The following is a 22,738-nucleotide window of genomic DNA, read 5'->3' on the forward strand; positions in this document are numbered from 1 at the left end:
TTCATTGATCTTGAATTATTATGTTTTTACCTGTTATTTGTTCCGCTGTCAACTATGGATATAGACAAAAATGCAATTTCCTACTTTTAACCACATTTACCACACCTTAATTTCTACCTCTTCCATTAGTTCTCCTGACCAACGTTGGGATCAAGGAAACCAAGAGGTCATTACTCATCTTGCCCAATGGTTAGAAGATCTTGGCTTTGCGGTTGAAATCGAAGAGGTTGAAAAGGGCAAAATGAACCTCCTAGCTAAGAAGGGTGAAGGTACAGGTGGACTGCTATTAGCCGGTCACACTGATACTGTTCCTTACGATGAAGGGCGATGGGATTATGATCCACTGGCGTTAACTGAAACTCATGATCGCTTTTATGGTTTAGGAACTGCGGATATGAAAGGTTTCTTTGCCTTTATTATTGAAGCAGTCAAAGAGTTTGATCTCTCTGGTCAAACCAAACCGCTTTATGTCTTGGCAACCTGTGATGAAGAGACGTCGATGCTTGGTGCTCGCCACTTCACAGAGAGCAGTACCATCAAACCTGATTATTGTATTATTGGCGAACCAACAAGCTTAAAACCTATCCATGGCCATAAAGGTCATATTGCGCAATCTATTCGTGTCACTGGTAAATCAGGTCACTCATCAGATCCGGCTAATGGCATTAATGCGATTGAGATTATGAACGAGGTGATGTTCGCCCTTATGCAATTAAAACAGCGCCTAATCAAAGACTATCATCATCCAGGATTTGCTATTCCACACCCAACCCTAAACTTAGGCCATATACATGGTGGAGATAGCCCAAACCGAATCTGTGGTTGTTGTGAATTACATTTTGATCTCCGTCCACTACCAGGATTAAGTATTGACGGTTTAGAGAATCAAATCCGTCAATCTTTAGCTGACATCGAACAGAAATGGCCAAATTTACTTTCGATTACCCATCTCCATGAACCAATCCCAGGTTATGAATGTGCTGGAGAAGAAACTTTTATCCGTGATTTAGAGATCATTACTGAACAAAAATCAGAGACCGTTAACTACTGTACCGAAGCACCTTTCTTACAACAGCTCTGCCCAACATTGGTTCTTGGCCCTGGTTCAATCAACCAAGCCCACCAACCAAATGAATATTTAGAACATAAGTATATTCAACCAACAATTGCTGTTTTACAGCAAATGATAGGTAAATATTGCTATAACTAAGTATAAAAAGTAATCAACAATAGAGTGATCCAGAGCAATTATCTGCATAATATTACTCTATTTGTTTGATAATAATCATAAAGTGGTAGTTTCTTTCTTACAATTGATGTAATAAATGGGCTAGGATGTAATCAAATACCAAAATCAGTGACGGAGTTCACTGATTTGTAGTTAATTTACGAGATGGATACGATATATGAATTCTAGGTATGAAACGCTAAAAAGCAATGTCAGCATGTTAGGCCATTTATTGGGTAATACAATTCAGGATGCTCATGGCAAAGAGTTACTTGAAAAAGTAGAAAAAATCCGCAAACTTTCTAAATCTGCTCGCCCTGGAAATCCTGAAGATCAAGAGCAACTAGTCGGTGAGTTAAGAGATCTTCCTGATGATCAACTTCTTCCCGTCGCTCGTGCATTTAGTCAATTCTTAAATCTAACTAGCATAGCCGAGCAATACCATACTATCTCTCGTCATTGTGAAGAGAATATCTGCAGCCCAGACTCCATTGATGCTCTCATCGGTAAACTGCAACACAAAAATATCACTCAAAACGAAATCCATAATGCGATTAATGAATTGGATATTGAGTTAGTTCTTACCGCTCATCCAACTGAGATCGCTCGTCGTACGATGATCCATAAGCTGGTTGAGATTAACAAATGTCTCTCTATCTTAGAGCTCAGTGAAATATCTCCAAAAGAACGCAAGAAAACTGAGCTACGTCTTGAGCAGTTAATTTATCAATCTTGGCACTCTGATGTTATTCGCAAACAACGTCCAACTCCCATTGATGAAGCAAAATGGGGATTTGCGGTTATTGAAAACTCATTATGGCAAGCCGTTCCTGAGTTTGTTCGTGAGCTTGACGATAAATTAACAGAACGTTTAGATATTAAGCTGCCAATCGATGCTCGCCCAGTTCATTTCTCATCTTGGATGGGCGGTGATCGTGATGGTAACCCGTTTGTAACGTCAAAAGTGACCCAAGAAGTTATCTTACTCTCTCGTTGGAAAGCCGCAGAGTTATACCTTAATGATATTCAAGAGTTAATTGATGAGCTATCAATGACTCAGTGTAATGAAGAACTGGCAAACTACAGTGAAAATCAACACGAACCTTACCGTGCGGTATTAAAAATACTCCGCACGCAGCTAAATAACACCTTAACGGTAATTAATGCTCAGCTAAAGAATGAACATGCGCCTAATCTTGAAGTGATTACTCATGTTGAGCAGTTATGGGAACCTCTTACTCTCTGTTATCAATCACTGCACGATAGCGGCTTAGGCATCATCGCTAACGGTCAGTTACTCGATATTATCCGTCGTGTACGTTGCTTTGGTATTAATCTGGTTCGTTTAGATGTTCGCCAAGAAAGTACTCGTCATTCAGATGCGATTGCAGAACTAACTCGCTATTTAGGTCTTGGTGACTACAACCAATGGAGTGAGCAAGATAAAATTGCTTTCCTTGTTAAAGAACTTTCATCAAAACGGCCATTACTACCAAGAAACTGGCAACCATCACCTGACATTCAAGAAGTTTTTGACACCTGTAAGATTATGGCAAAACAGCCAAGAGAAGCATTTGGCTCTTATGTTATTTCAATGGCCAGAACCGCATCAGATGTCTTAGCCGTTCACCTGTTACTACAAGAAGCGGGTTGTAACTTCCGTATGGATGTTTGCCCGTTATTTGAAACATTAGATGATTTAAATAATGCGAAATCTGTAATGTCTCAACTATTGAGCATCGATTGGTATCGTGGTTTTATTAAAAACTTCCAAATGGTAATGATCGGTTACTCTGATTCAGCTAAAGATGCCGGTGTGATGTCTGCGGGTTGGGCACAATATAGTGCAATGGAAGAGTTAGTGACGGTTTGTGAAGAAGCTAATGTGAAACTGACTTTATTCCACGGTCGTGGTGGCACGGTTGGTCGTGGTGGCGCACCAGCTCATGCGGCACTACTTTCTCAACCACCAGGAAGCTTAAAAGGTGGTTTACGTGTAACAGAACAAGGTGAAATGATCCGCTTTAAGTTAGGTCTTCCTGATGTTGCGATCAATAGTCTATGCCTTTACACCAGCGCTATTCTTGAAGCCAACTTAATCCCGCCACCAGAACCTAAGCAAGAGTGGCGTGATTTAATGGAATCACTCTCCGCAATATCTTGTGAAGCATACCGAAAAGTTGTGCAAGAAGAACCTGATTTTGTGCCTTATTTCCGAGCAACAACCCCAGAATTAGAGTTAGGTAAACTACCACTAGGTTCTCGCCCTGCAAAACGTAATCCAAACGGTGGCGTAGAGAGCTTACGAGCAATTCCGTGGATTTTTGCATGGAGTCAGAACCGTTTAGTTCTTCCTGCATGGTTAGGTGCTGGTGAAGCGATTCAATACTCAATTGATAAAGGTCACCGCCAGTTACTAGAAGAGATGTGTCGTGAATGGCCATTCTTCTCAACTCGCCTTGGTATGCTAGAGATGGTTTATACCAAGACTGACAGCGAAATTGCTCGCTATTATGATGAGCGTCTTGTTGAACCGCAGTTCTTGCCACTTGGTGTCAATTTAAGAGAGCAGCTAACAAAAGATATTAAAGCAGTATTAACTATAGAAAACACAGCAAGCTTAATGGAAGAGAACCCTTGGGGTGCTGAATCAATCCGACTACGTAATATCTATACTAAGCCATTAAATATGTTACAGGCCGAATTACTCTACCGTACTCGACAGCAGGATGAACTATCTCACGAGATGGAAGAGGCATTAATGGTAACAATTGCAGGAATTGCAGCAGGAATGCGTAACACTGGCTAATAAACCCAGTAATTTAATCTGAAATCTAGCGCATAAAATGGTCTTATCAATTGGTAAGACCATTTTTTTGATCGAAAACTGTCGAAATATCACATTTTATGAAGAAAGTTACTCGATATCATCTAGAGTTCATGTACTACATTTAAATATAATGTAATATATCTTCTTGTTATTATAGGGATTATTAAAAAGTAGAAAGCAAGGATTGCTTATAAAAGTTATAGCAACAAGTGTAAACGATGAGATTAATTAGATTAATCACTGACCACACCTGTTACTCCAACTTTCCAAGATTCAGGCCTATGTATCTTGTAGATGGCCTTAGTGATTTACAGCTAAAACTTAAAAAATATAAAGTTTGAACTCTCTTAATATTCCCCTTTATTCAAATTTTCTTTTTAACTTTAAATCAATTATGGATGATAGATAAATGTCACTACCTCACGTAATACTTACAGCACTCAGCAAAGATGCCTCTACTGGCTACGATATCACTAAACAATTTAGCCAGAACATCGGTGAATATTGGAAAGCGAGCCACCAGCAGGTTTATCGCGAGCTAAATAAAATGGCAAAATCAGGACTGGTAACTTGCGAACTACAACCACAAGATGGTAAGCCAGATCGCAAAGTTTATTCAATTACTGAACTTGGTCGTCAGAATCTACAGGAGTGGTTAAAAAAGGAAATCTCTTACCCAACGATTCGTGATGAACTATCCGCTAAATTATTGGCTTGTAGCGTTAATGATTCAGAACCAATGCGTAAGCATCTACTGAAATTTATTAATGAATCAACACAAACGCTTGCACAATATCGTGCGATCGAAGAGAGTCAGTACAGCAACTATAAAATGCTCGATCGTCAAGCACGTTTAGATCGTCTAACACTACGCCGTGGTATTCTACAACACCAATCGTGGATCATCTGGGCAGAAGAGTCTCTAGAAGAGCTTAGTGCTATCGATAGCTACGAAAACAGCACGGCTAACGTTGCATAATTTGACTTTTCATCGCTCGTTTTCATTATTAATAATAAAAGCTAGAGCCAATGAACAGTCAAAAATGAAAAAAGTCAGGGTGATCAATTGAATTGATTAACCTGACTTTTTTTGTATTTACCCACTCTGATATCACTTGATTGGATAATACCGAACTAATGAGCTTAAACCGTTGTAATAATCTTTGGCGTCTCAGTGACTGATGGTTCAAGCGATAGCTCAGGTCTCACGCCTAACATATGACAGATAGCATAAGTGAGTTCAGAGCGGTTTAAGGTATAAAAATGGAAATCTTTCACGCCTTCACGACTTAACACTTTGACCATATCAATCGCCGTATTAGCACCAACAAGTTGTCGTGTTGTTGGATCATCATCTAAACCACTAAACTGAGTCTGCATCCATGCAGGAATTCTGACATTAGTCATTGCTGCAAAGCGCTGTAACTGCTTAAAATTAGAAACAGGTAAAATGCCCGGAATAATTTCCACATCAATTCCTGCAGTGACACAGCGATCTCTAAACCGTAAGTAGCTTTCAATATCAAAGAAGAATTGAGTAATCGCACGATTTGCTCCAGCATCAACTTTACGTTTTAAGTTAATTAAATCTGCTTGGGCACTTTTTGCTTCAGGGTGAACTTCAGGATAAGCCGCCACCGAGATATCAAAATCAGCGATATCTTTAAGTAGAGCAACAAGATCTGACGCATATAGCTCAGGAATAGTACTATTTTGCGGAAGATCGCCACGAAGTGCGACAATATCACGAATCCCACTCTGCCAATAATCTTTCGCTAATGTTCTTAATTCATCTTTTGAAGCATCAATGCACGTTAAGTGAGGCGCGGCAATTAACCCCGTTTGAGATTTAATATCTTTAATAATCGAGTGGGTTCTTTCGCGCTCACCAGAATTAGCACCATAAGTGACCGAGACAAACTTAGGTTTTAGAGATTTAAGCCGATGAACAGATTGCCATAATGTCTGCTCCATCTTTTCATTACTTGGAGGAAAAACTCAAAAGAAACATTAATATCACCATTAAGATCGGCGATATTCTGATTTAATGCATCTAATTGGCTTACATGTGAATACGCCATAATGATCATCCTTAATTTATTGAAATGCCAACGTCCTTACAAATCATTTTAGACGTCTATATGGCTACAACATTACGCGATGTAGAGAGGATGTCAATGCTCATTGATAATAAAAATAACAAAGATGATTAATATCCTTAACAATCACTCTGTTTTTAAAACTACGATTAAAGAGCATCAGTAGTCGATACCCTAAATAATAAGATCGACTAGTCTGCTGTTGCTTGAAATACCGCAGAATGAATATGAGAGACTAAACGATCGGTATCACTCGTTGATAGTACGGCAATCAGACTTAATTCAGTTTCACTCATCGCGATAAAGTCGACAGACTCTTGGGCTAACTGCTGATAAAAGAAGTGGCAGTGGTGCTCATTCTTACTCACCCCCGCACCAACAATCGCAATAAGATCACACTGCTCTTTTATAGATACTTCGCCATCAATACTGCTTTTTACGATAATATCGTGCACATTCGCCATTAAATCCTGCTTATAAGCGACAGAGATAACCTGTTGTTGTTCATCGGTATGCAGCACTAAAGGAGAAAGTTGATGGTGAGCTAATAACTGCTCTAGTTCTATCTTATTATGGGCGAAATCGTGACTTTCAGGAATTTGAATATCGATCACCGCAATATTATTTAATGCCGTCACTATTTTCGCCCCACATCCACTGGCTAATATTCTTTCAATCTTCGTTGAGCCAACATTAGGACGATGACTGCTGCGCAGCATTAAATCTGTCGTGCTTTGGGCAATAGGCTGTAATGTACGATGATGAAGGACAGGAGCGCCTAAGCGAGCTAACTCATTCGCTTCATCCAATCGCAATAACGGTAATAGGCAAGCATCATTCACTTTGCGTGGATCGGCACTGAAAACGCCGGCAACATCACTCCAAATCGTCACTTTTAAGACCTCAGCTAATGCACCAATAACCGTAGCAGAGTAATCAGAACCATTACGTCCTAAAAGTACCGTTTCTCCCGCTTGATTCTGCGCCATAAAGCCCGTAATCACAATTCGATGGCCATGATGCTGAGTCAATTGCTCCATCAATAGAGGCCAAGATAACCCACGATTCACCTCAGGCTGAACCGCTTTCTCAGCACGTAAGAAGAGTCGTGAATCTAACGTCGTCGCAGGAAGTTGATTTACATTAAGTAATGCACTCAACAATCGAACAGACCAGCATTCACCAAACCCAATAATCGTTGCGGTTTTTGATTCAGAAAGTGCGCGATTCTGATAACTTTTCAGTTCGGTAATGTCACTCTGTAGTCGAGTAGTGAGATCTTTCGCTTGCTCAATCGGCAATAACTGCTCAATTAAACCCTTTTGGAATTCATAGAGTTGAGTTAATTGCTGCTCAGCAAGATCAGGGTGTTCAATACGCGTATCTAACCATGCAAGCAGACGATTAGTGGTGTCACCAGCAGCTGAAACTACGATAAGATCATCGCTAGTCGAGAACTCAGTCAAGATAGAGATAACACGCTGAAAACAGATAGGATCAGCAAGGCTACTGCCACCAAACTTATGCAGCTCTCTGGTTGCGGTAGGTTGAGACAATATCGTAGATTCAGTTAGCATGGTTTTGTCCTATTGAATTGCTTTATTTAATGCTTGAGTTAAATCTGCCACTAAATCATCACCATCTTCTAAACCTACAGAGAGGCGTAGCAGCATTGGTGACAATCCAGCTTCTTCTTGAGCTTCATCTGACATAGCACGATGCGTCATGGTACGTGGATGAGCAATCAGACTTTCAACACCACCTAATGATTCAGCCAGTGAAAATAATTTCAGCTCAGAGATAAATGTTTTTAATTGTGTTTCGCTGCCATTAAGCTCAAAGCTTATCATTGAACCAAAACCCGTTTGTTGTTTTTTCGCAATTTCATGGCCAGGATGCGTCACTATACTTGGATGATACACTTTTTCGACCAAAGCGTGTTGATCTAACAAAGTTAAAACTTTAGCGGCATTCTCTTCATGACCTCTCATTCTCACGGCTAAGGTTCGAATACCACGTAGTGTCAAATATGAGTCAAATGGTGAACTGGTTGCGCCAATGCAGTTACCCATAAAAATTAGCTGTTCAGTATCTTCAGGCGTTTTAGAAACCACCACACCACCCACGACATCTGAATGACCATTAATGTACTTTGTTGTGGAGTGAACAACTAGATCCGCCCCTAAAGTTAATGGCTGTTGCAATAACGGAGAGAGGAACGTGTTATCAACCACCACTCGGCAATCAGTTAATTGTTTCGCTTTTTGGCAGATATCAGCAATATCAACAACACGTAACAGCGGGTTTGAGGGCGTTTCTAACCAGATCATCTTTGGGTTTTGTGCCAATGCTTGTTGCCACGCCTCTTCATCACTCTGATCGATAAAAAGAACCTTAAAATCACCCTTTCTTGCTCTGACATCAAACAGACGATAAGTTCCGCCATAACAATCATGCGGCGCAATAATAAGATCGCCAACAGAGAGTAACGAAGCTGCCAAGTTAACGGCAGACATACCACAATTGGTCACAACCGCACCGTCGCCTTGCTCAAGGTCAGCTAAGGTTTTAGCCAATAAGGTACGGGTTGGATTACCTGAGCGTGAATAATCATACTGAGGAACAGAACCAAACTCAGGAAAACTATAGTTAGAGCTCAAGTAAATAGGTGGAACAACCGCGTTATGTTGCGTATCAGATTCAATACCGGTTCGAACGGCAATAGTCGCTAGTTTTTTCTCTTTCATGAGTTATCCCTTCCTCATTAATAAAATATTAATATACTCAAAATAAATTACCCTAATTAAAGAGTAAAACATAACATTACCAGCTTTATTTAAACCGTCAACAATCTAGACGTCTATATGTCTTTGCTTAAAGCGAGAAATACCGTTAAAATTCATCATATCGAAAAAATGGCAATCGTTATCTGGACGAAATTGCCTCAAGTAACCCAAATGATTGTAGAGAAGGTGTAACATGGCTGAATGGAATGGCGAATATATTAGCCCGTATGCGGAACATGGAAAGAAAAACGAGCAGGTAAAAAAAGTCACTGTTTCAATTCCATTAAAAGTATTGAAGATATTAACGGATGAGCGCACACGTCGTCAGGTGAATAATTTACGCCATGCAACCAATAGCGAGCTGCTCTGTGAAGCTTTTCTTCACGCCTACACCGGACAACCTTTGCCAACGGATAATGATATTCGTAAAGATCGTATTGAAGACCTTCCAGCAGAAGCAAAAAATATGATGAATGAAATGGGATTACTCGATACAGATACAAACGAATAATTAGTCTTAGTACCAGATCTTGAACAACTAACGACTCAACGCTTAAATGACAGATAAAAAAAAGGATGCATCAGCATCCTTTTTTTATGTATTCGGGTAAAATTACTTTTTACCAACCATACCGAAACGCTTGTTGAAGCGATCAACACGGCCACCAGTATCAACAACACGTTGCTTACCAGTGTAGAATGGGTGACATTTGTCACATACGTCTAGGTTGATGCTTTTACCTAGAGTAGTGTTGAATTCAAATGTGTTACCGCAAGAACATTTTGCAGTTTCTGCAGTGTACTCAGGATGGATACCTGTTTTCATGGTGTTACCTCAATATAAAGGCCGTACCGCTCTTCCGATCCAAAGCCGGACACCGTACGTCATTAAAAAAATTTACAATATGTAAGGCGCAGGATTGTAATCAATTGCTCAATTTCGATCAACTATTTTACTGCTTTTTATTTCCCTATCTTAACGATTAATGACTTATTTACCGGTTTCACCTTAATTTATCTCTGTTAATATAAAAGAGATAATACAATACCCTACTTTTTTCACTTTTATTGACTGTTAGGTAGCCATATTTTTTATGCCCAATATCGCCCATGTTGCTCTACCTGTACCTCTTGATCGCAACTTTGATTACTTAATTCCCCAACATCTTTCTACAGTCATTGGTGGACGAGTATTAGTGCCATTTGGACGACAAAAGTTGGTTGGTATTGTCATTGCGGTTGATGATAAAAGTGATTTCTCCCTTGATAAGCTAAAACCCATTATTGACGCATTAGATCAACAACCTATTTGGCCAGAAAAGCTCTATTCTCTTTTGCGTTGGGCAAGTCATTATTACCACTACCCTTTAGGTGAAACCTTTGCCAATGCACTTCCGAGTTATCTTAAAAAAGGGAAACCTGCCACACGCAGTTCGCTTCGTTTATGGCGATTAACAGAACAAGGCAGAGAACAACCATTAACCGCACTAAAAAGAGCGCCAAAACAAGTGGCTATTTTAACTCGTTTGGCCAATCGTCCCGTTGAGCATCAACAGTTGATAGAAGAGGAGATCAGCACCGCTACTTTAAAGGCTGTTGAAAAAAAGGATGGGTTGAGTCTTTTTCAGAAGCGGCTAGCGATTGTCAATGGCATAAGTACCTTGCTGTTACAGAAGAGAAACCAAGGTTAAACCACGAGCAATCATTAGCGGTCGCAACCATCAATGCACAAAACAGTTTTGCTTGTTATCTATTAGATGGTGTGACAGGTTCAGGGAAAACAGAGGTTTATCTTAATGTCATTGAGTCTGTGCTCGCAAAAGGTCAACAAGCGTTAGTATTAGTCCCGGAGATAGGCTTAACACCGCAAACCATTAGTCGCTTTCAGCGCAGATTCAATGTGCCAATTGCCGTTATTCACTCCGGTTTAAATGATACCGAACGTTTTCAAGCTTGGTTAGATGCCAGAGATAATCAAGTTGGAATAGTATTAGGTACTCGCTCTGCCCTCTTTGTTCCTTTTGCTGACCTTGGTATCGCCATTATCGATGAAGAACATGACAGCTCTTACAAGCAACAAGATAGCCTACGTTATCATGCTCGAGATCTGGCAGTATTTCGGGCTAACCAGCATAAAGTTCCTATTATTTTAGGCTCAGCAACGCCGAGTATTGAAACCTTACATAATGTTCAAACAGGTAAATATCACTCCTTAGTTTTATCACAACGCGCCGGAAATGCGATTGCTGCTACTTATCAGATCATCGATGTCAAAGGTCTCTATCTTCAAGCTGGGCTTTCTGCACCTATGTTGGCTGAAATGAGAAAACATCTTAATGCCGGTAATCAAGTGATGTTGTTCTTAAATCGTCGAGGCTATTCACCGACGATTATCTGTCATGAATGTGGTTGGATTGCAGATTGTCCACGTTGCGATACTCACTACACTTATCACCAACATAATCGTGAACTCTGCTGTCATCATTGTGGTATTCAACGCCCTGTTATGCACCAGTGTGGTAGCTGTGGTTCAACACAATTACAGCCTGTAGGTGTCGGGACAGAGCAGTTAGAACAACAACTGAATGAGCTTTTCTCTGAATATAAAACGATTCGTATCGACAGAGATAATACTCGCCGTAAAGGAGAGTTAGAAAGCCATCTCAATGCGATTCATAATAATGAGTATCAGATCCTGATTGGTACACAAATGCTAGCAAAAGGTCACCACTTTCCCAACGTTACATTAGTCGGTTTAATTGATGTAGATAGCGCGCTATTTAGTAGCGATTTCAGAGCACCAGAAAGATTAGCTCAACTCTTTATTCAAGTGGCCGGTCGTGCAGGAAGAGCCAGCAAACCAGGAACCGTATTACTGCAGACTCATCAACCTGAACATCCATTATTACAGACACTATTAACGTCAGGCTATCCTGCATTTAGCCAAACCGTGCTACAAGAAAGACAGCAGACAATGCTGCCACCTTACGTCCAACTGGCACTTTTTAGAGCAGAATCAAATGACAGTGACAGTGTTGAGCAACTCTTACAGCAAATCAAAGGGATCTTTCAAAGTCACCCGTTATACGATGTTAATACGCCCGTATTAGGTCCAATTCCAGCCCCATTAGCGCGTCGGGCAGGAAAATATCGTTGGCAACTGATCCTCCAAACCCCTAACAGAACAAAAATGCAGCAAATCATTGCCAGCGCTAAGCCTGCGATTAGTTTGCTTCCTTTAGCTAAAAAAGTACGCTGGACGATTGATATCGATCCACAAGATATGAGCTAAGTTACTGAAAATAAAATATTTCACATATTAAAAAATTAATAATTTCTTTATAACGAGATCGGGATCACATCAAAAATTGACGTTATGTTAAGCAATTCATGTTTAGAATTATCGACAATTGTTAGTATGGTGTTTCAATAGCACATAAAACAACCATATTAAATGTGGGCTTATTATGCAGGTTTATATATAGAGGAATGATAATTATGGCGACAATGAAGGATGTTGCACAGGTAGCTGGCGTGTCAACAGCAACCGTATCTAGAGCATTAATGGATCCAGATAAAGTTTCAACATCAACCCGACATAAAGTAGAGCAAGCGGTAATTAATACGGGTTATTCTCCTAGCTCATTAGCCCGTAACCTACGCCGTAATGAATCAAAAACTATTCTTGCACTTATCCCTGACATCTGTGATCCCTACTTTAGTGAGATTATTCGTGGTATTGAAGATGCAGCGATGGATCATGGTTATTTAGTCTTATTAGGTGACAGTAGCCAACACACCACCAAAGATAACGCCTTTGCAAATCTCTTTTATACGAAACAAGCTGATGGGATGTTACTTCTTGGTTCAGATCTTCCTTTTGACATTAGCAAGCCTGAGCAAAAAAACTATCCACCACTGGTGATGGCTTGTGAATATAATCCAGAGTTGGAGATCCCAACCGTTCATATCGATAATTTAACCGCAGCATTTGAAGCTGTTAATTATCTCACTCAAAAAGGTCACACACGTATTGCGACGATTATGGGGGCATCTTCTGCCTCTCTTTCCCATTTCCGTCATCAAGGGTATGAGCAAGCACTTCATCGTTACGGTATTACACCAAACCCAGAGTATATTTTTGAAGGTGATTTCAGTTTTGCTTCAGGTGCTCACGCTGCATCAACATTATTGACACTTCCCGAGCCACCAACCGCTCTATTTTGTCACAATGATATGATGGCCATTGGTGCAATGCAGCAAGCAAAAAGACTTGGTATTAAAATTCCTGAAGAGCTTTCCATTATCGGCTTCGATGACATTACTTTTGCTGAGTATTGCGAGCCAGCATTAACAACAGTATCACAACCTCGATACGATATCGGTAGAGAAACCATGTTAATGTTACTGGATATCCTACAAGGAAAAGAGGTGAGTAAAGGATCTCGTTTATTAGATGCTCAATTAGTGATTCGAGAAAGTGTATCAACTCCGATAAGCTAATGATATTTAATTTATATCGGCACTAGTCAGTATCGATATAAATGACTATTATTAGATAAATCACACTACCGATAAGATATGTTAAAGCTGAGTGGCAACTAAAGATTATGTACGTCGTGGTCGTGCAAAAAAGAAAACTACCACAAAAAAAGTAGCGCTAAAAAGAAGCAAGTCGCAACACAACGTCGAGTCTCGATCAAATTTATTCTCTTCGCTGTTATTCTCCTCTCCCTTTTTTGTTATGGGCTCTATTCGTTGACTCAATCACCAGCACCACAGATTGAGGATACCCCTGTTCCTGTCAAAGAGGTATCTAAACCCAAACCAAGCCGACAAGAGAGTGACAATTTACCACCCAAGCCGACTGAAAAGTGGAGCTACATTGAAGAATTAGAAAACAAAGAAGTGACAGTAGAAGCGGTCGATAAGACAGGCTCCACCCATCGTTATTTGATGCAATGCGGCGCTTATAAATCCAAAGATCAAGCCGAACAACGTAAAGCAATGATCGCCTTCCAAGGATTAAACAGTCAAGTTAAAGCCAGCACTGGCACAAAGGGAACGTGGTATCGTATTATTTTAGGGCCATACCCACAAAAGCGTAAGGCTGAGCAGGATCGCCACACACTGCAACGAGCAAAAATCACCCCCTGCGCTATTTGGTATTGGGAATGGGATTAACTCAAAATCGAACCACCATAAAGATTAGTTTGACTAAATAAGCGAATAAATGGAGCATTAATTGCTCCATTTTTTATTTCTCCTTTCTGTTGCCATTGAAATATTCAACATTGCCCCAATCTTACAGTTATAGACAAAGCTGGATTCCACCAGAAAAAAGAGTGAGGTTATTTCGTGACTACTATTGTATCTGTACGTCGCAATGACAAAGTGGTCATTGCAGGTGATGGGCAAGTTTCCCTTGGCAACACGGTAATGAAAGGCAATGCGCGTAAAGTTCGTCGTCTCTACAACAACAAAGTATTAGCTGGATTCGCTGGCGGAACAGCGGATGCATTTACCTTATTCGAACTATTTGAACGCAAGTTAGAGATGCATCAAGGTCATCTAACTAAAGCGGCGGTTGAGCTCGCCAAAGAATGGCGAACCGACCGCATGCTTCGTAAACTAGAGGCGATGTTAGTGGTTGCCGATCATACGGCCTCTCTCATCATTACAGGTAACGGCGATGTTGTTCAGCCAGAGCACGATCTTATTGCGATTGGCTCAGGTGGTAATTACGCCCAAGCAGCGGCAATGGCATTATTAGAAAACACCGAATTAGATGCGCGAGTTATCGCAGAAAAAGCATTAAAAATTGCCGGTGATATCTGTGTATTCACTAACCATACTCAAACTATCGAAGAACTCGATAGCAACCAAAAATAGGGTTTACCAATATGTCTACAATGACTCCGAGAGAAATCGTCCACGAACTTGATCGTCATATTATTGGTCAAGCAAACGCTAAACGTTCCGTTGCTATCGCGCTGCGTAACCGTTGGCGTCGTATGCAATTACCCGTTGAACTTCGTGCAGAAGTCACCCCTAAAAACATCTTAATGATCGGTCCAACCGGTGTGGGTAAAACTGAAATAGCTCGCCGTTTAGCCAAATTAGCAAATGCACCATTTATAAAAGTAGAAGCGACAAAATTTACCGAAGTCGGTTATGTCGGCAAAGAAGTTGAGATGATTATTCGTGATCTGACCGACTCAGCGATTAAACTAATCCGTCAACAAGAGATGGATAAAATGAGCTTCCGCGCAGAAGAGAATGCCGAAGAGCGTATTCTTGATGCGCTTCTTCCACCAGCACGTGATGCATGGGGAAAGAATGAGAAAAGCGATACTAACTCTGCCACTCGTCAAGCATTCCGTAAAAAGCTACGTGAGCACCAACTAGACGATAAAGAGATCGAAATGGACATCGCAGCACCACAAGTCGGTGTTGAGATTATGGCGCCTCCTGGTATGGAAGAGATGACCAACCAACTTCAAGGGATGTTCCAAAACCTATCTGGCGATACCACTAAAAAACGTAAGCTAAAAGTAAAAGAGGCGTTGAAACTGGCAACAGAAGAAGAGGCTGCGAAATTAGTCAACCCAGAAGAGCTAAAAGAAAAAGCGATCGATGCAGTAGAAAATAGCGGTATCGTCTTTTTGGATGAAGTTGATAAGATCTGTAAAGGATCGAACAATAGCGGTGATGTTTCTCGTGAAGGTGTGCAGCGCGACTTATTGCCACTTGTTGAGGGTTGTACCGTTTCGACAAAACATGGCATGGTGAAAACAGACCATATCTTGTTTATCGCCTCAGGCGCTTTCCAAGTTGCCAAGCCATCAGATTTAATTCCTGAATTACAAGGTCGTTTACCGATTCGTGTTGAGTTAGAAGCACTAACCAGCAACGACTTTAAACGTATCTTAACTGAACCAAATGCTTCACTAACGGAGCAGTACCAAGCCCTAATGCAGACTGAAAATGTTGATATTGAATTTACTCAAGACGGCATTGAACGTTTAGCCAATGCCGCTTGGCAAGTAAATGAGAAAACAGAGAATATCGGTGCTCGTCGTTTACATACTGTGATGGAACGTCTAATGGAAGAGATCTCTTTCGATGCAACAGAGCAAAGTGGCTCAACGATCACTATCGATACCGCTTATGTTCAGAAGCAACTTGGCGAATTAGTTGAAGATGAGGATCTCAGTCGCTTTATTCTTTAATTTAATTATATTGGGGTTTTTTAACTGAATTAAGTGGTGATTTACCACTTAACTATCATTTAAAAGGACGATTAATAAAAATGACATGTTGTTATGATTGATATAGATCATAAACATGTCATTTTTTTATGCGCCTAACTTCATAATAAGTCCTGAAATATTATGATTTTTTACTAATTTATCCTGTAATTCTTACTATTTATCACTTTTTTCAATAAAAATGGGTTATTTTCTCGCTAAATTTGCTCATTAGGTCAAAAATAACAATAATACCCGCTATTAATTTTTTGAGAAAAGATCTTATGCAATCAACATTCGCTATCTGGCTTGATGCCGCAAGACCAAAAACGTTGCCTCTTGCAATTGCCTCAATTATTACCGGCAGTGCTATCGCTGCTTGGCAAGCTCACTTCTCTCTTTCCATCGCAATCATGGCTCTGATTACTGCAATTTTGCTCCAGACCCTTTCAAACTTAGCTAATGATTATGGCGATGCAGTTCAAGGAACTGATAATGATGATCGCCTAGGCCCACAACGTGCAATTCAATCCGGCTTGATTACTCAAACTTCGATGAAAAAAGCCATTGCCTTTACGATCGTGCTGACTATCATCAGTGGTCTCTATCTAATTAGCTTAGCCTTCTCTAATCCAACAGATATCTTCGGTTTTATCTTGTTGGGGGTTTTTGCCATTATCGCCTCCATCACTTACACAATGGGGACTAAACCTTATGGCTATCGAGGGCTTGGGGATATTTCAGTTCTGATATTCTTTGGCTGGCTTGGTGTTGCAGGGACTTATTACCTACACACAGGTTATGTTGATATGTCGGTTATCTTACCCGCGACAGCTTGCGGATTATTAGCCGTTGCAGTACTTAACATCAATAACTTAAGAGATATTGATAACGATAAAACCTGTGGGAAAATGACCTTAATCGTCAGAATGGGGCCAACCTGGGGACGTAAATACCACGTTATTTTACTCTCAACTGCCGTTATTTGTTTGGCCTTATTTGCAATAATAGAGATCCATTCACCGATTGGCTGGCTATTTATTTTTGCAATTCCAATGCTGATAAAGCATGGCCGAGCGGTATACCAATCAACAAACGGAGAAGCAATCCGACCGATGATGGGAGTCATTGTAAAGTGTGCATTGATCACTAATATCTTATTTTCTATCGGGCTGGTTCTTAGTATTTAACCTTCTTTTCACTGAAATGATCACCAAAGTTCAACGATTATTGCACCATCAAATAGAATCAATGTGATTAATGTAGAGTAACCACAGTGTTTGCATTGAAAAGCAGAGTAGCAAGGTTATACTTTTACTATACCTAAAATAATTGGCGTTGCTAGCCGTCAGCAAGCGAGCATCTTCAAGTATGAAGGGTATATACATTCATCGCATTCTCTTGCAACAATAAGAAGTGAGTTTATGGAATATAATACCTCGGCACTCTGTGATATCTATCTTGACCAAGTTGATGTGGTTGAGCCCATGTTTAGCTCTTTTGGTGGTCGAACGTCCTTTGGGGGACAGATCACCACCATTAAATGCTTTGAAGATAACCTCATACTCAATGAAACCTTAAACCAAGATGGTGAAGGGCGTGTTTTATTGGTCGATGGCGGTGGTTCATTGCGTCGTGCACTTGTTGATGCTGATATAGCACAGTTAGCCATGGACAATAATTGGGAAGGGCTGGTGATTTACGGCTGTGTTCGAGAAGTTGATTTTATTGACGAGTTTGATATTGGCATTAAAGCACTCACTTCTATTCCGGTAGGAGCAGACCAAAATGGTGTCGGTGAAGTCGATGTTCCCGTTAACTTCGGTGGCGTAACCTTTCTTCCTGAAGATTTTATTTATGCGGACTCCACGGGTATTATCCTCTCTCCTGATGCGCTAGATAGCGATGAAGAAGATAACATTGCAGATGAAGAAGAATAATCTTCATTGGTACCACTGATTACAAATAGATAAGTAAGTAGACTTAAAACAATTGGAGTTATTAGTAGGCGGAAAGCGAGTACGACTCTATTAGTATAGGTGTACTATATGATTGGGGCGAACGAGAGACGTCAACAACCTAGTAGCTTCAAGTGTGGAAGTATAGATAAACAAGCGGAGCCAACTGGCTCCGTTTTTGTATCACTCAGACTTTAGTGAGCACTTCGACTCCGCATCCAGAGAGTGAGTAACGCCCTCTAAATACGAGATAGCGTTATACTCTTAAGTGAAAAGAGTCTGTTTATTCAACGTCAGCCATTTTACCTAGCAAACCTTGTAAGCGATCTTGCCATGCTGCATGCTCTTGTTGCATCTCTGCATTGGATTGCTCTAAGTGAGTTTTATTTTCACGCAGCGCGCCAGCTTCTTGCACTAACTCTTCGTTTGCACTTTTGAGCTCTTCAATTTCCATTTGTAGTAGTGCTATGGTATCGACTGCCATTTGCACTTTTGTTTCCAATTTTTCTAATACTTCAAAAGTCATAATCTATCACCTGAATAACTTCAACAATTCACAGTAAAGGATTTTTATTAATCCCACTTCAATACCATCGAGATAAATACTCAACTTAGACTTCAATGACTGAATCGTTGAGGCTAACACCGCGAAACCTTCAATCAAGAAAACATAAATTAATATGCTCACCAATACATCCTGTTAAAAGAGAGGTGAACATCAAAAAGCATCTATCTCATTGAAGTATACTACCAATATTTAAATGATAGTGAACTTTCTTTAAGATAAAAATGACTATTTACTGACATTTCTATTACCAAATTTTCAATTATTATTTTCTATTTAAATATTGATATTAAATCACGCCTCATTTAGCCCCAATTGATTAATTAAAAGTTCTTATTTCTCGAGACCATTCACAGAAGAAAAAATAAACACCTCCCTTTAATCTTAAATTTTTCGCAAAGTGATGATGATCAATTTCGTTCGCGCACTTTTTCTCTACCCTAGCCAAGATGGAATTATAAGCAACTGATTTAATAATATTTATTTATAATAATTAAAGGAATTAATATGAATAAGATAGAGAAAAGAACACTTATTGGCGAGTGTATTGCCGAGTTTATCGGCACTGCATTATTAATATTTTTTGGCGTTGGCTGTGTCGCTGCCCTGGTATTAACCGGTGCTGAATTTGGTCAATGGGAAGTCAGTATTATTTGGGGGCTTGGTGTCGCCATTGCCATTTATTGTACCGCTGGGGTTTCAGGAGCACATATCAATCCTGCCGTCACGATTGCGTTAGCTGCATTTCATGGCTTTGATCGTAACAAAGTCCTTCCTTATATTGGCTCGCAACTACTTGGCGCTTTCTGCTCTGCGGCACTCATCTACTCTCTTTATAGCTCTCTCTTTGCTGAATTTGAAGCCACCGAAAATATTGTTCGCGGCAGCATAGACGGTTTAGCTACCGCTGGAATCTTCTCAACCTATCCACATCAAGCTCTTTCACTTTTTGGGGCTTTTGCGGTTGAATTTGTGATCACCATGGTATTGATGTTTGGTATTTTAGCCTTAGGTGATGATGATAATGGGGCAGTTAGAGGCCCATTAAATCCATTACTAATCGGTATTCTTATTGCGGTCATTGGCGGATCATTAGGGCCCCTAACCGGCTTTGCCATGAATCCTGCTCGTGATTTTGGTCCTAAACTTTTTGCTTTCTTTGCCGGCTGGGACAGCGCATTAAGTGGTGGGAAATCGATCCCTTACTTTATCATTCCAATTTTAGGTCCTATCGCTGGTGCCTCATTTGGAGCATGGGCTTATCCGAAGTTTGTTGGTCAATATCAACCTAAAAAAGGAGGGTGCACGATCCCTAATCAATGTGATGAGCAACAAGCCACTCAATAAGTTATGCCTTTGGAATAACTCGTCGGCGAACAAACGCAATCAACAATCTAGTGACTTCGAGCAGCAAAGGGATAAAAACCAATTTAGAGATAGATCCATAATTTTATAAAGGATGATTTTGTTATGACTGATAAAAGATACATTATTGCACTTGACCAAGGAACAACCAGTTCTCGCACCGTAATCCTCGATCACGATGCCAATATCATTTCCACAGCACAGCGTGAGTTTACTCAGATTTATCCAACAGCAAGCTGGGTTGAACATGACCCGATGGAGATTTGGGCAACACAAAGTGCCACCTTAATTGAGGCGATGGCACAAGCAGGAATAGAAGCTTATCAAGTTGCAGGTATAGGTATCACCAACCAACGCGAGACCACAATTGTTTGGGATAAAACCACAGGAAAACCAATTTATAATGCGATTGTTTGGCAGTGTCGTCGTACCGCAGAAACTTGTGAGCAGCTAAAAAAACAGGGATTAACCAATTATATCCAAGAGAATACTGGATTAGTCGTCGACCCCTATTTCTCGGGAACAAAAATAAAATGGATTTTAGATAACGTCGAAGGTGCCCGCGATAAAGCAGAAAAAGGTGACTTGCTATTCGGTACTGTCGATACTTGGTTAATCTGGAATATGACCCAAGGGCGAGTACATGTCACCGACTATACCAATGCTTCTCGCACCATGGTCTTTAATATTAATACCCTACAATGGGACCAAAAACTCTTAGACGCATTAAACATTCCACCCTCTATGATGCCAGAAGTTAAATCCTCCTCTGAAGTTTACGGTCAAACCAATGTTGGGGGCAAAGGTGGCACGCGAATCCCAATTTCAGGCATTGCGGGAGATCAACAAGCGGCGCTCTTTGGTCAAATGTGTGTTGAGGCTGGACAAGCAAAAAACACTTACGGCACGGGTTGCTTCTTATTAATGAATACCGGAAAGGAGAAAATCACCTCGCAAAATGGATTACTCACCACTCTGGCTTGCGATGAAAAAGGTGAAGTCGCTTACGCTCTAGAAGGGGCGGTGTTTATGGGTGGCGCTTCTATCCAATGGTTGCGCGATGAGATGAAATTAATCACTGATGCCAAAGATTCAGAATACTTTGCCAATAAAGTCAGCTCTTCGAATGGCGTTTATGTGGTTCCCGCTTTTACCGGATTAGGGGCGCCTTATTGGGATGCTTATGCCAGAGGAACCATTTTAGGGTTAACACGAGGATCAAATGCGAACCATATTATTCGAGCAACGTTGGAGAGTATTGCATATCAAACTCGAGATGTACTTGATGCAATGCAGGCAGACTCTGGTATCCAACTCACCCAATTAAATGTCGATGGTGGTGCCGTTGCCAATAACTTCTTAATGCAGTTTCAATCAGATCTATTAAAAACAGAAGTTGTTCGTCCGAAAGTCACCGAAGTAACCGCTCTTGGTGCCGCTTATCTTGCTGGTCTCTCTGTTGGTTTTTGGCAAAATATAGATGAGTTAAAGAATAATGCGGAAATTGATACTTTATTTGTTCCCGTTGAAGATGACGATAAACGCCAAGAACGCTATAACGGCTGGCTTCGTGCAGTTAATGCTGTTCAATCTTGGTCTAAAAAATCTTAAAGCAAAGTATGCGGTAGTATCAAGAAAAGCATAATCGACACCGGAGAGAATAAGTATTTAAAATGCTTAGTTCTCTCCTCTTTTCGACTCTGGAACAAGAAATAAAATCGTCTTCTACTATCCTATTAAATAGCTGCCCTTATAAAGTCCATACTTCATGTTAAAAAATCAACGTTTAAAGCATCAACTCTATGTCATTATCTTCGGTACTCATACTCGATCTGGTCGTATTTTTGATATCGCTTTAATTATCGCTATTGTTAGCTCTTTAGTGATTTTAATTCTAGAATCACTACCTAATGTCGTCGCTAATTGGTCAACCGAATTACACTATATTGAGTACACTTTTACTGCACTCTTTACCATTGAATATCTATTGAGACTCTACTGCTCACCAAAACCGAAAGCTTATGCCACCAGCTTTTACGGAGGGATTGATCTTCTCGCAATACTTCCAACTTATATCGCTATCATCTTCCCTGATGCCGCATTTATGGGCGTCATCAGACTGCTACGAGTCATGAGAATATTTCGAATTCTTAAGCTGGTTCGTTATCTACAAGATTCAAACCTCCTACTACGCTCACTGTTATTAGCTCGACGTAAAATTCTAATCTTTTTTAGTACCGTTGGGATTTTAGTCACTATCTTTGGTGCATTAATTTTTATTATAGAAGGGCCGGAGAATGGCTTTACCAGTATTCCTCAAAGTATCTACTGGGCAATAGTGACAATTACCACCGTAGGTTATGGTGATATTGTGCCACAAACGACACTAGGAAAAGGGTTGGCATCGCTTACTATGCTGCTGGGTTACTCCATTTTAGCCGTACCAACGGGGATAATTACGGCTCAGATAAACAATGAGATGAACGTCCATAAAGAGTTAGTTAAGTGTCCCAATTGTAATCAATCAGGTCATGAATCAGATGCCATTTATTGTAAATTTTGTGGTAGCGAACTTGCTGAGCCAGACAACCGAGTCATAGATGGGGATAACAGTTTGAAATAAAAGCTGAATTCTAGTTAAAATAATTGGAGTTGCT

General features: G+C 40.4%; 17 protein-coding genes and 2 pseudogenes. 14 read left to right on the top strand and 5 right to left on the bottom strand.

From position 1 onward, the window contains the following. Positions 1-70: 70 nt before the first annotated feature. The 3 genes from argE (at position 71) to L0B53_RS06580 (ending at position 5,037) form a co-directional block, all read left to right on the top strand. Positions 71-1,210: an acetylornithine deacetylase gene (gene argE, locus L0B53_RS06570; protein ID WP_235061349.1), complete on the top strand. Its 1,140-nt coding sequence runs from the start codon at positions 71-73 to the stop codon at positions 1,208-1,210. A gap of 196 nt (positions 1,211-1,406) precedes the next feature. Next, complete coding sequence (gene ppc / locus L0B53_RS06575) at positions 1,407-4,037, top strand: phosphoenolpyruvate carboxylase (protein ID WP_235061350.1); 2,631 nt, start codon at positions 1,407-1,409, stop codon at positions 4,035-4,037. A gap of 430 nt (positions 4,038-4,467) precedes the next feature. Then, positions 4,468-5,037 carry a PadR family transcriptional regulator gene (locus L0B53_RS06580; protein ID WP_235061351.1) on the top strand — a complete coding sequence of 190 codons (570 nt, stop codon included), beginning with the start codon at positions 4,468-4,470 and terminating at the stop codon, positions 5,035-5,037. Positions 5,038-5,201: 164 nt separating this feature from the next. Here L0B53_RS06580 and metF read toward each other — a convergent pair. The 3 genes and pseudogenes from metF to L0B53_RS06595 all read right to left on the bottom strand — a co-directional run bounded on the left by metF (position 5,202) and on the right by L0B53_RS06595 (position 8,904). Continuing rightward, positions 5,202-6,139, bottom strand: a pseudogene (gene metF / locus L0B53_RS06585) (methylenetetrahydrofolate reductase). 209 nt (positions 6,140-6,348) lie between these two features. Further along, positions 6,349-7,734, bottom strand: a complete 1,386-nt coding sequence (locus L0B53_RS06590; protein ID WP_235061352.1) for an aspartate kinase — start codon at positions 7,732-7,734, stop codon at positions 6,349-6,351. Between the two features lie 9 nt (positions 7,735-7,743). After that, positions 7,744-8,904, bottom strand: a complete 1,161-nt coding sequence (locus L0B53_RS06595; RefSeq protein ID WP_235061353.1) for an O-succinylhomoserine (thiol)-lyase — start codon at positions 8,902-8,904, stop codon at positions 7,744-7,746. Between the two features lie 232 nt (positions 8,905-9,136). Here L0B53_RS06595 and metJ point away from each other — a divergent pair, with 232 nt between their 5' ends. Beyond that, on the top strand, positions 9,137-9,454 hold the full coding sequence (gene metJ / locus L0B53_RS06600; RefSeq protein WP_235061354.1) for a met regulon transcriptional regulator MetJ: 318 nt from the start codon (positions 9,137-9,139) through the stop codon (positions 9,452-9,454). 102 nt (positions 9,455-9,556) lie between these two features. Here metJ and rpmE read toward each other — a convergent pair whose 3' ends face one another. Further along, on the bottom strand, positions 9,557-9,769 hold the full coding sequence (gene rpmE, locus L0B53_RS06605) for a 50S ribosomal protein L31 (protein WP_235061355.1): 213 nt from the start codon (positions 9,767-9,769) through the stop codon (positions 9,557-9,559). A 268-nt stretch (positions 9,770-10,037) separates the two neighbouring features. On the opposite strand from rpmE, the pseudogene priA reads away from it, so the two are divergent. The 7 genes and pseudogenes from priA (at position 10,038) to rraA (ending at position 18,133) form a co-directional block, all read left to right on the top strand. Next, a pseudogene (gene priA / locus L0B53_RS06610) lies at positions 10,038-12,235 on the top strand (primosomal protein N'). A gap of 206 nt (positions 12,236-12,441) precedes the next feature. Further along, positions 12,442-13,446, top strand: a complete 1,005-nt coding sequence (gene cytR / locus L0B53_RS06615; protein WP_235061356.1) for a DNA-binding transcriptional regulator CytR — start codon at positions 12,442-12,444, stop codon at positions 13,444-13,446. A 255-nt stretch (positions 13,447-13,701) separates the two neighbouring features. Continuing rightward, the gene (locus L0B53_RS06620) at positions 13,702-14,127 is read left to right on the top strand and encodes an SPOR domain-containing protein (protein ID WP_235061357.1); all 426 of its coding nucleotides are present in this window, start codon (positions 13,702-13,704) and stop codon (positions 14,125-14,127) included. Between the two features lie 174 nt (positions 14,128-14,301). Then, a complete protein-coding gene (gene hslV, locus L0B53_RS06625; protein WP_235061358.1) occupies positions 14,302-14,835 on the top strand; it encodes an ATP-dependent protease subunit HslV in 534 nt (177 codons plus the stop codon). Between the two features lie 11 nt (positions 14,836-14,846). Continuing rightward, entirely contained in the window at positions 14,847-16,175 is a 1,329-nt protein-coding gene (hslU, locus tag L0B53_RS06630; protein ID WP_235061359.1) for an HslU--HslV peptidase ATPase subunit, read from the top strand. Positions 16,176-16,477: 302 nt separating this feature from the next. Beyond that, positions 16,478-17,383, top strand: a complete 906-nt coding sequence (locus tag L0B53_RS06635) for a 1,4-dihydroxy-2-naphthoate polyprenyltransferase (RefSeq protein WP_235061360.1) — start codon at positions 16,478-16,480, stop codon at positions 17,381-17,383. A gap of 234 nt (positions 17,384-17,617) precedes the next feature. After that, positions 17,618-18,133 carry a ribonuclease E activity regulator RraA gene (gene rraA / locus L0B53_RS06640; RefSeq protein ID WP_235061361.1) on the top strand — a complete coding sequence of 172 codons (516 nt, stop codon included), beginning with the start codon at positions 17,618-17,620 and terminating at the stop codon, positions 18,131-18,133. Between the two features lie 301 nt (positions 18,134-18,434). Here the strand turns inward: rraA and zapB are convergent, their stop codons facing one another. Next, complete coding sequence (gene zapB / locus L0B53_RS06645) at positions 18,435-18,677, bottom strand: cell division protein ZapB (RefSeq protein ID WP_235061362.1); 243 nt, start codon at positions 18,675-18,677, stop codon at positions 18,435-18,437. Between the two features lie 546 nt (positions 18,678-19,223). Between zapB and L0B53_RS06650 the strand changes: the two genes are divergently transcribed. The 3 genes from L0B53_RS06650 to L0B53_RS06660 all read left to right on the top strand — a co-directional run bounded on the left by L0B53_RS06650 (position 19,224) and on the right by L0B53_RS06660 (position 22,704). Continuing rightward, entirely contained in the window at positions 19,224-20,063 is an 840-nt protein-coding gene (locus tag L0B53_RS06650; RefSeq protein WP_235061363.1) for an MIP/aquaporin family protein, read from the top strand. Between the two features lie 123 nt (positions 20,064-20,186). Then, positions 20,187-21,692, top strand: a complete 1,506-nt coding sequence (gene glpK / locus L0B53_RS06655; RefSeq protein WP_235061364.1) for a glycerol kinase GlpK — start codon at positions 20,187-20,189, stop codon at positions 21,690-21,692. A 157-nt stretch (positions 21,693-21,849) separates the two neighbouring features. Next, the gene (locus L0B53_RS06660) at positions 21,850-22,704 is read left to right on the top strand and encodes an ion transporter (protein WP_235061365.1); all 855 of its coding nucleotides are present in this window, start codon (positions 21,850-21,852) and stop codon (positions 22,702-22,704) included. Positions 22,705-22,738 lie beyond the last annotated feature (34 nt).

The organism is Vibrio sp. SS-MA-C1-2 (assembly GCF_021513135.1).
Taxonomy (GTDB): domain Bacteria; phylum Pseudomonadota; class Gammaproteobacteria; order Enterobacterales; family Vibrionaceae.

Excerpts from the sequence above, each read along its gene's own strand:
- L0B53_RS06650 (WP_235061363.1), top strand. The coding sequence starts at position 19,224 with ATGAATAAGATAGAGAAAAGAACACTTATTGGCGAGTGTATTGCCGAG.
- glpK (WP_235061364.1), top strand. The coding sequence starts at position 20,187 with ATGACTGATAAAAGATACATTATTGCACTTGACCAAGGAACAACCAGT.
- hslU (WP_235061359.1), top strand. The coding sequence starts at position 14,847 with ATGTCTACAATGACTCCGAGAGAAATCGTCCACGAACTTGATCGTCAT.
- L0B53_RS06635 (WP_235061360.1), top strand. The coding sequence starts at position 16,478 with ATGCAATCAACATTCGCTATCTGGCTTGATGCCGCAAGACCAAAAACG.
- argE (WP_235061349.1), top strand. The coding sequence starts at position 71 with ATGCAATTTCCTACTTTTAACCACATTTACCACACCTTAATTTCTACC.
- L0B53_RS06580 (WP_235061351.1), top strand. The coding sequence starts at position 4,468 with ATGTCACTACCTCACGTAATACTTACAGCACTCAGCAAAGATGCCTCT.
- L0B53_RS06660 (WP_235061365.1), top strand. The coding sequence starts at position 21,850 with ATGTTAAAAAATCAACGTTTAAAGCATCAACTCTATGTCATTATCTTC.
- rpmE (WP_235061355.1), bottom strand. The coding sequence starts at position 9,769 with ATGAAAACAGGTATCCATCCTGAGTACACTGCAGAAACTGCAAAATGT.
- cytR (WP_235061356.1), top strand. The coding sequence starts at position 12,442 with ATGGCGACAATGAAGGATGTTGCACAGGTAGCTGGCGTGTCAACAGCA.
- L0B53_RS06590 (WP_235061352.1), bottom strand. The coding sequence starts at position 7,734 with ATGCTAACTGAATCTACGATATTGTCTCAACCTACCGCAACCAGAGAG.
- rraA (WP_235061361.1), top strand. The coding sequence starts at position 17,618 with ATGGAATATAATACCTCGGCACTCTGTGATATCTATCTTGACCAAGTT.
- metJ (WP_235061354.1), top strand. The coding sequence starts at position 9,137 with ATGGCTGAATGGAATGGCGAATATATTAGCCCGTATGCGGAACATGGA.
- L0B53_RS06595 (WP_235061353.1), bottom strand. The coding sequence starts at position 8,904 with ATGAAAGAGAAAAAACTAGCGACTATTGCCGTTCGAACCGGTATTGAA.
- ppc (WP_235061350.1), top strand. The coding sequence starts at position 1,407 with ATGAATTCTAGGTATGAAACGCTAAAAAGCAATGTCAGCATGTTAGGC.
- zapB (WP_235061362.1), bottom strand. The coding sequence starts at position 18,677 with ATGACTTTTGAAGTATTAGAAAAATTGGAAACAAAAGTGCAAATGGCA.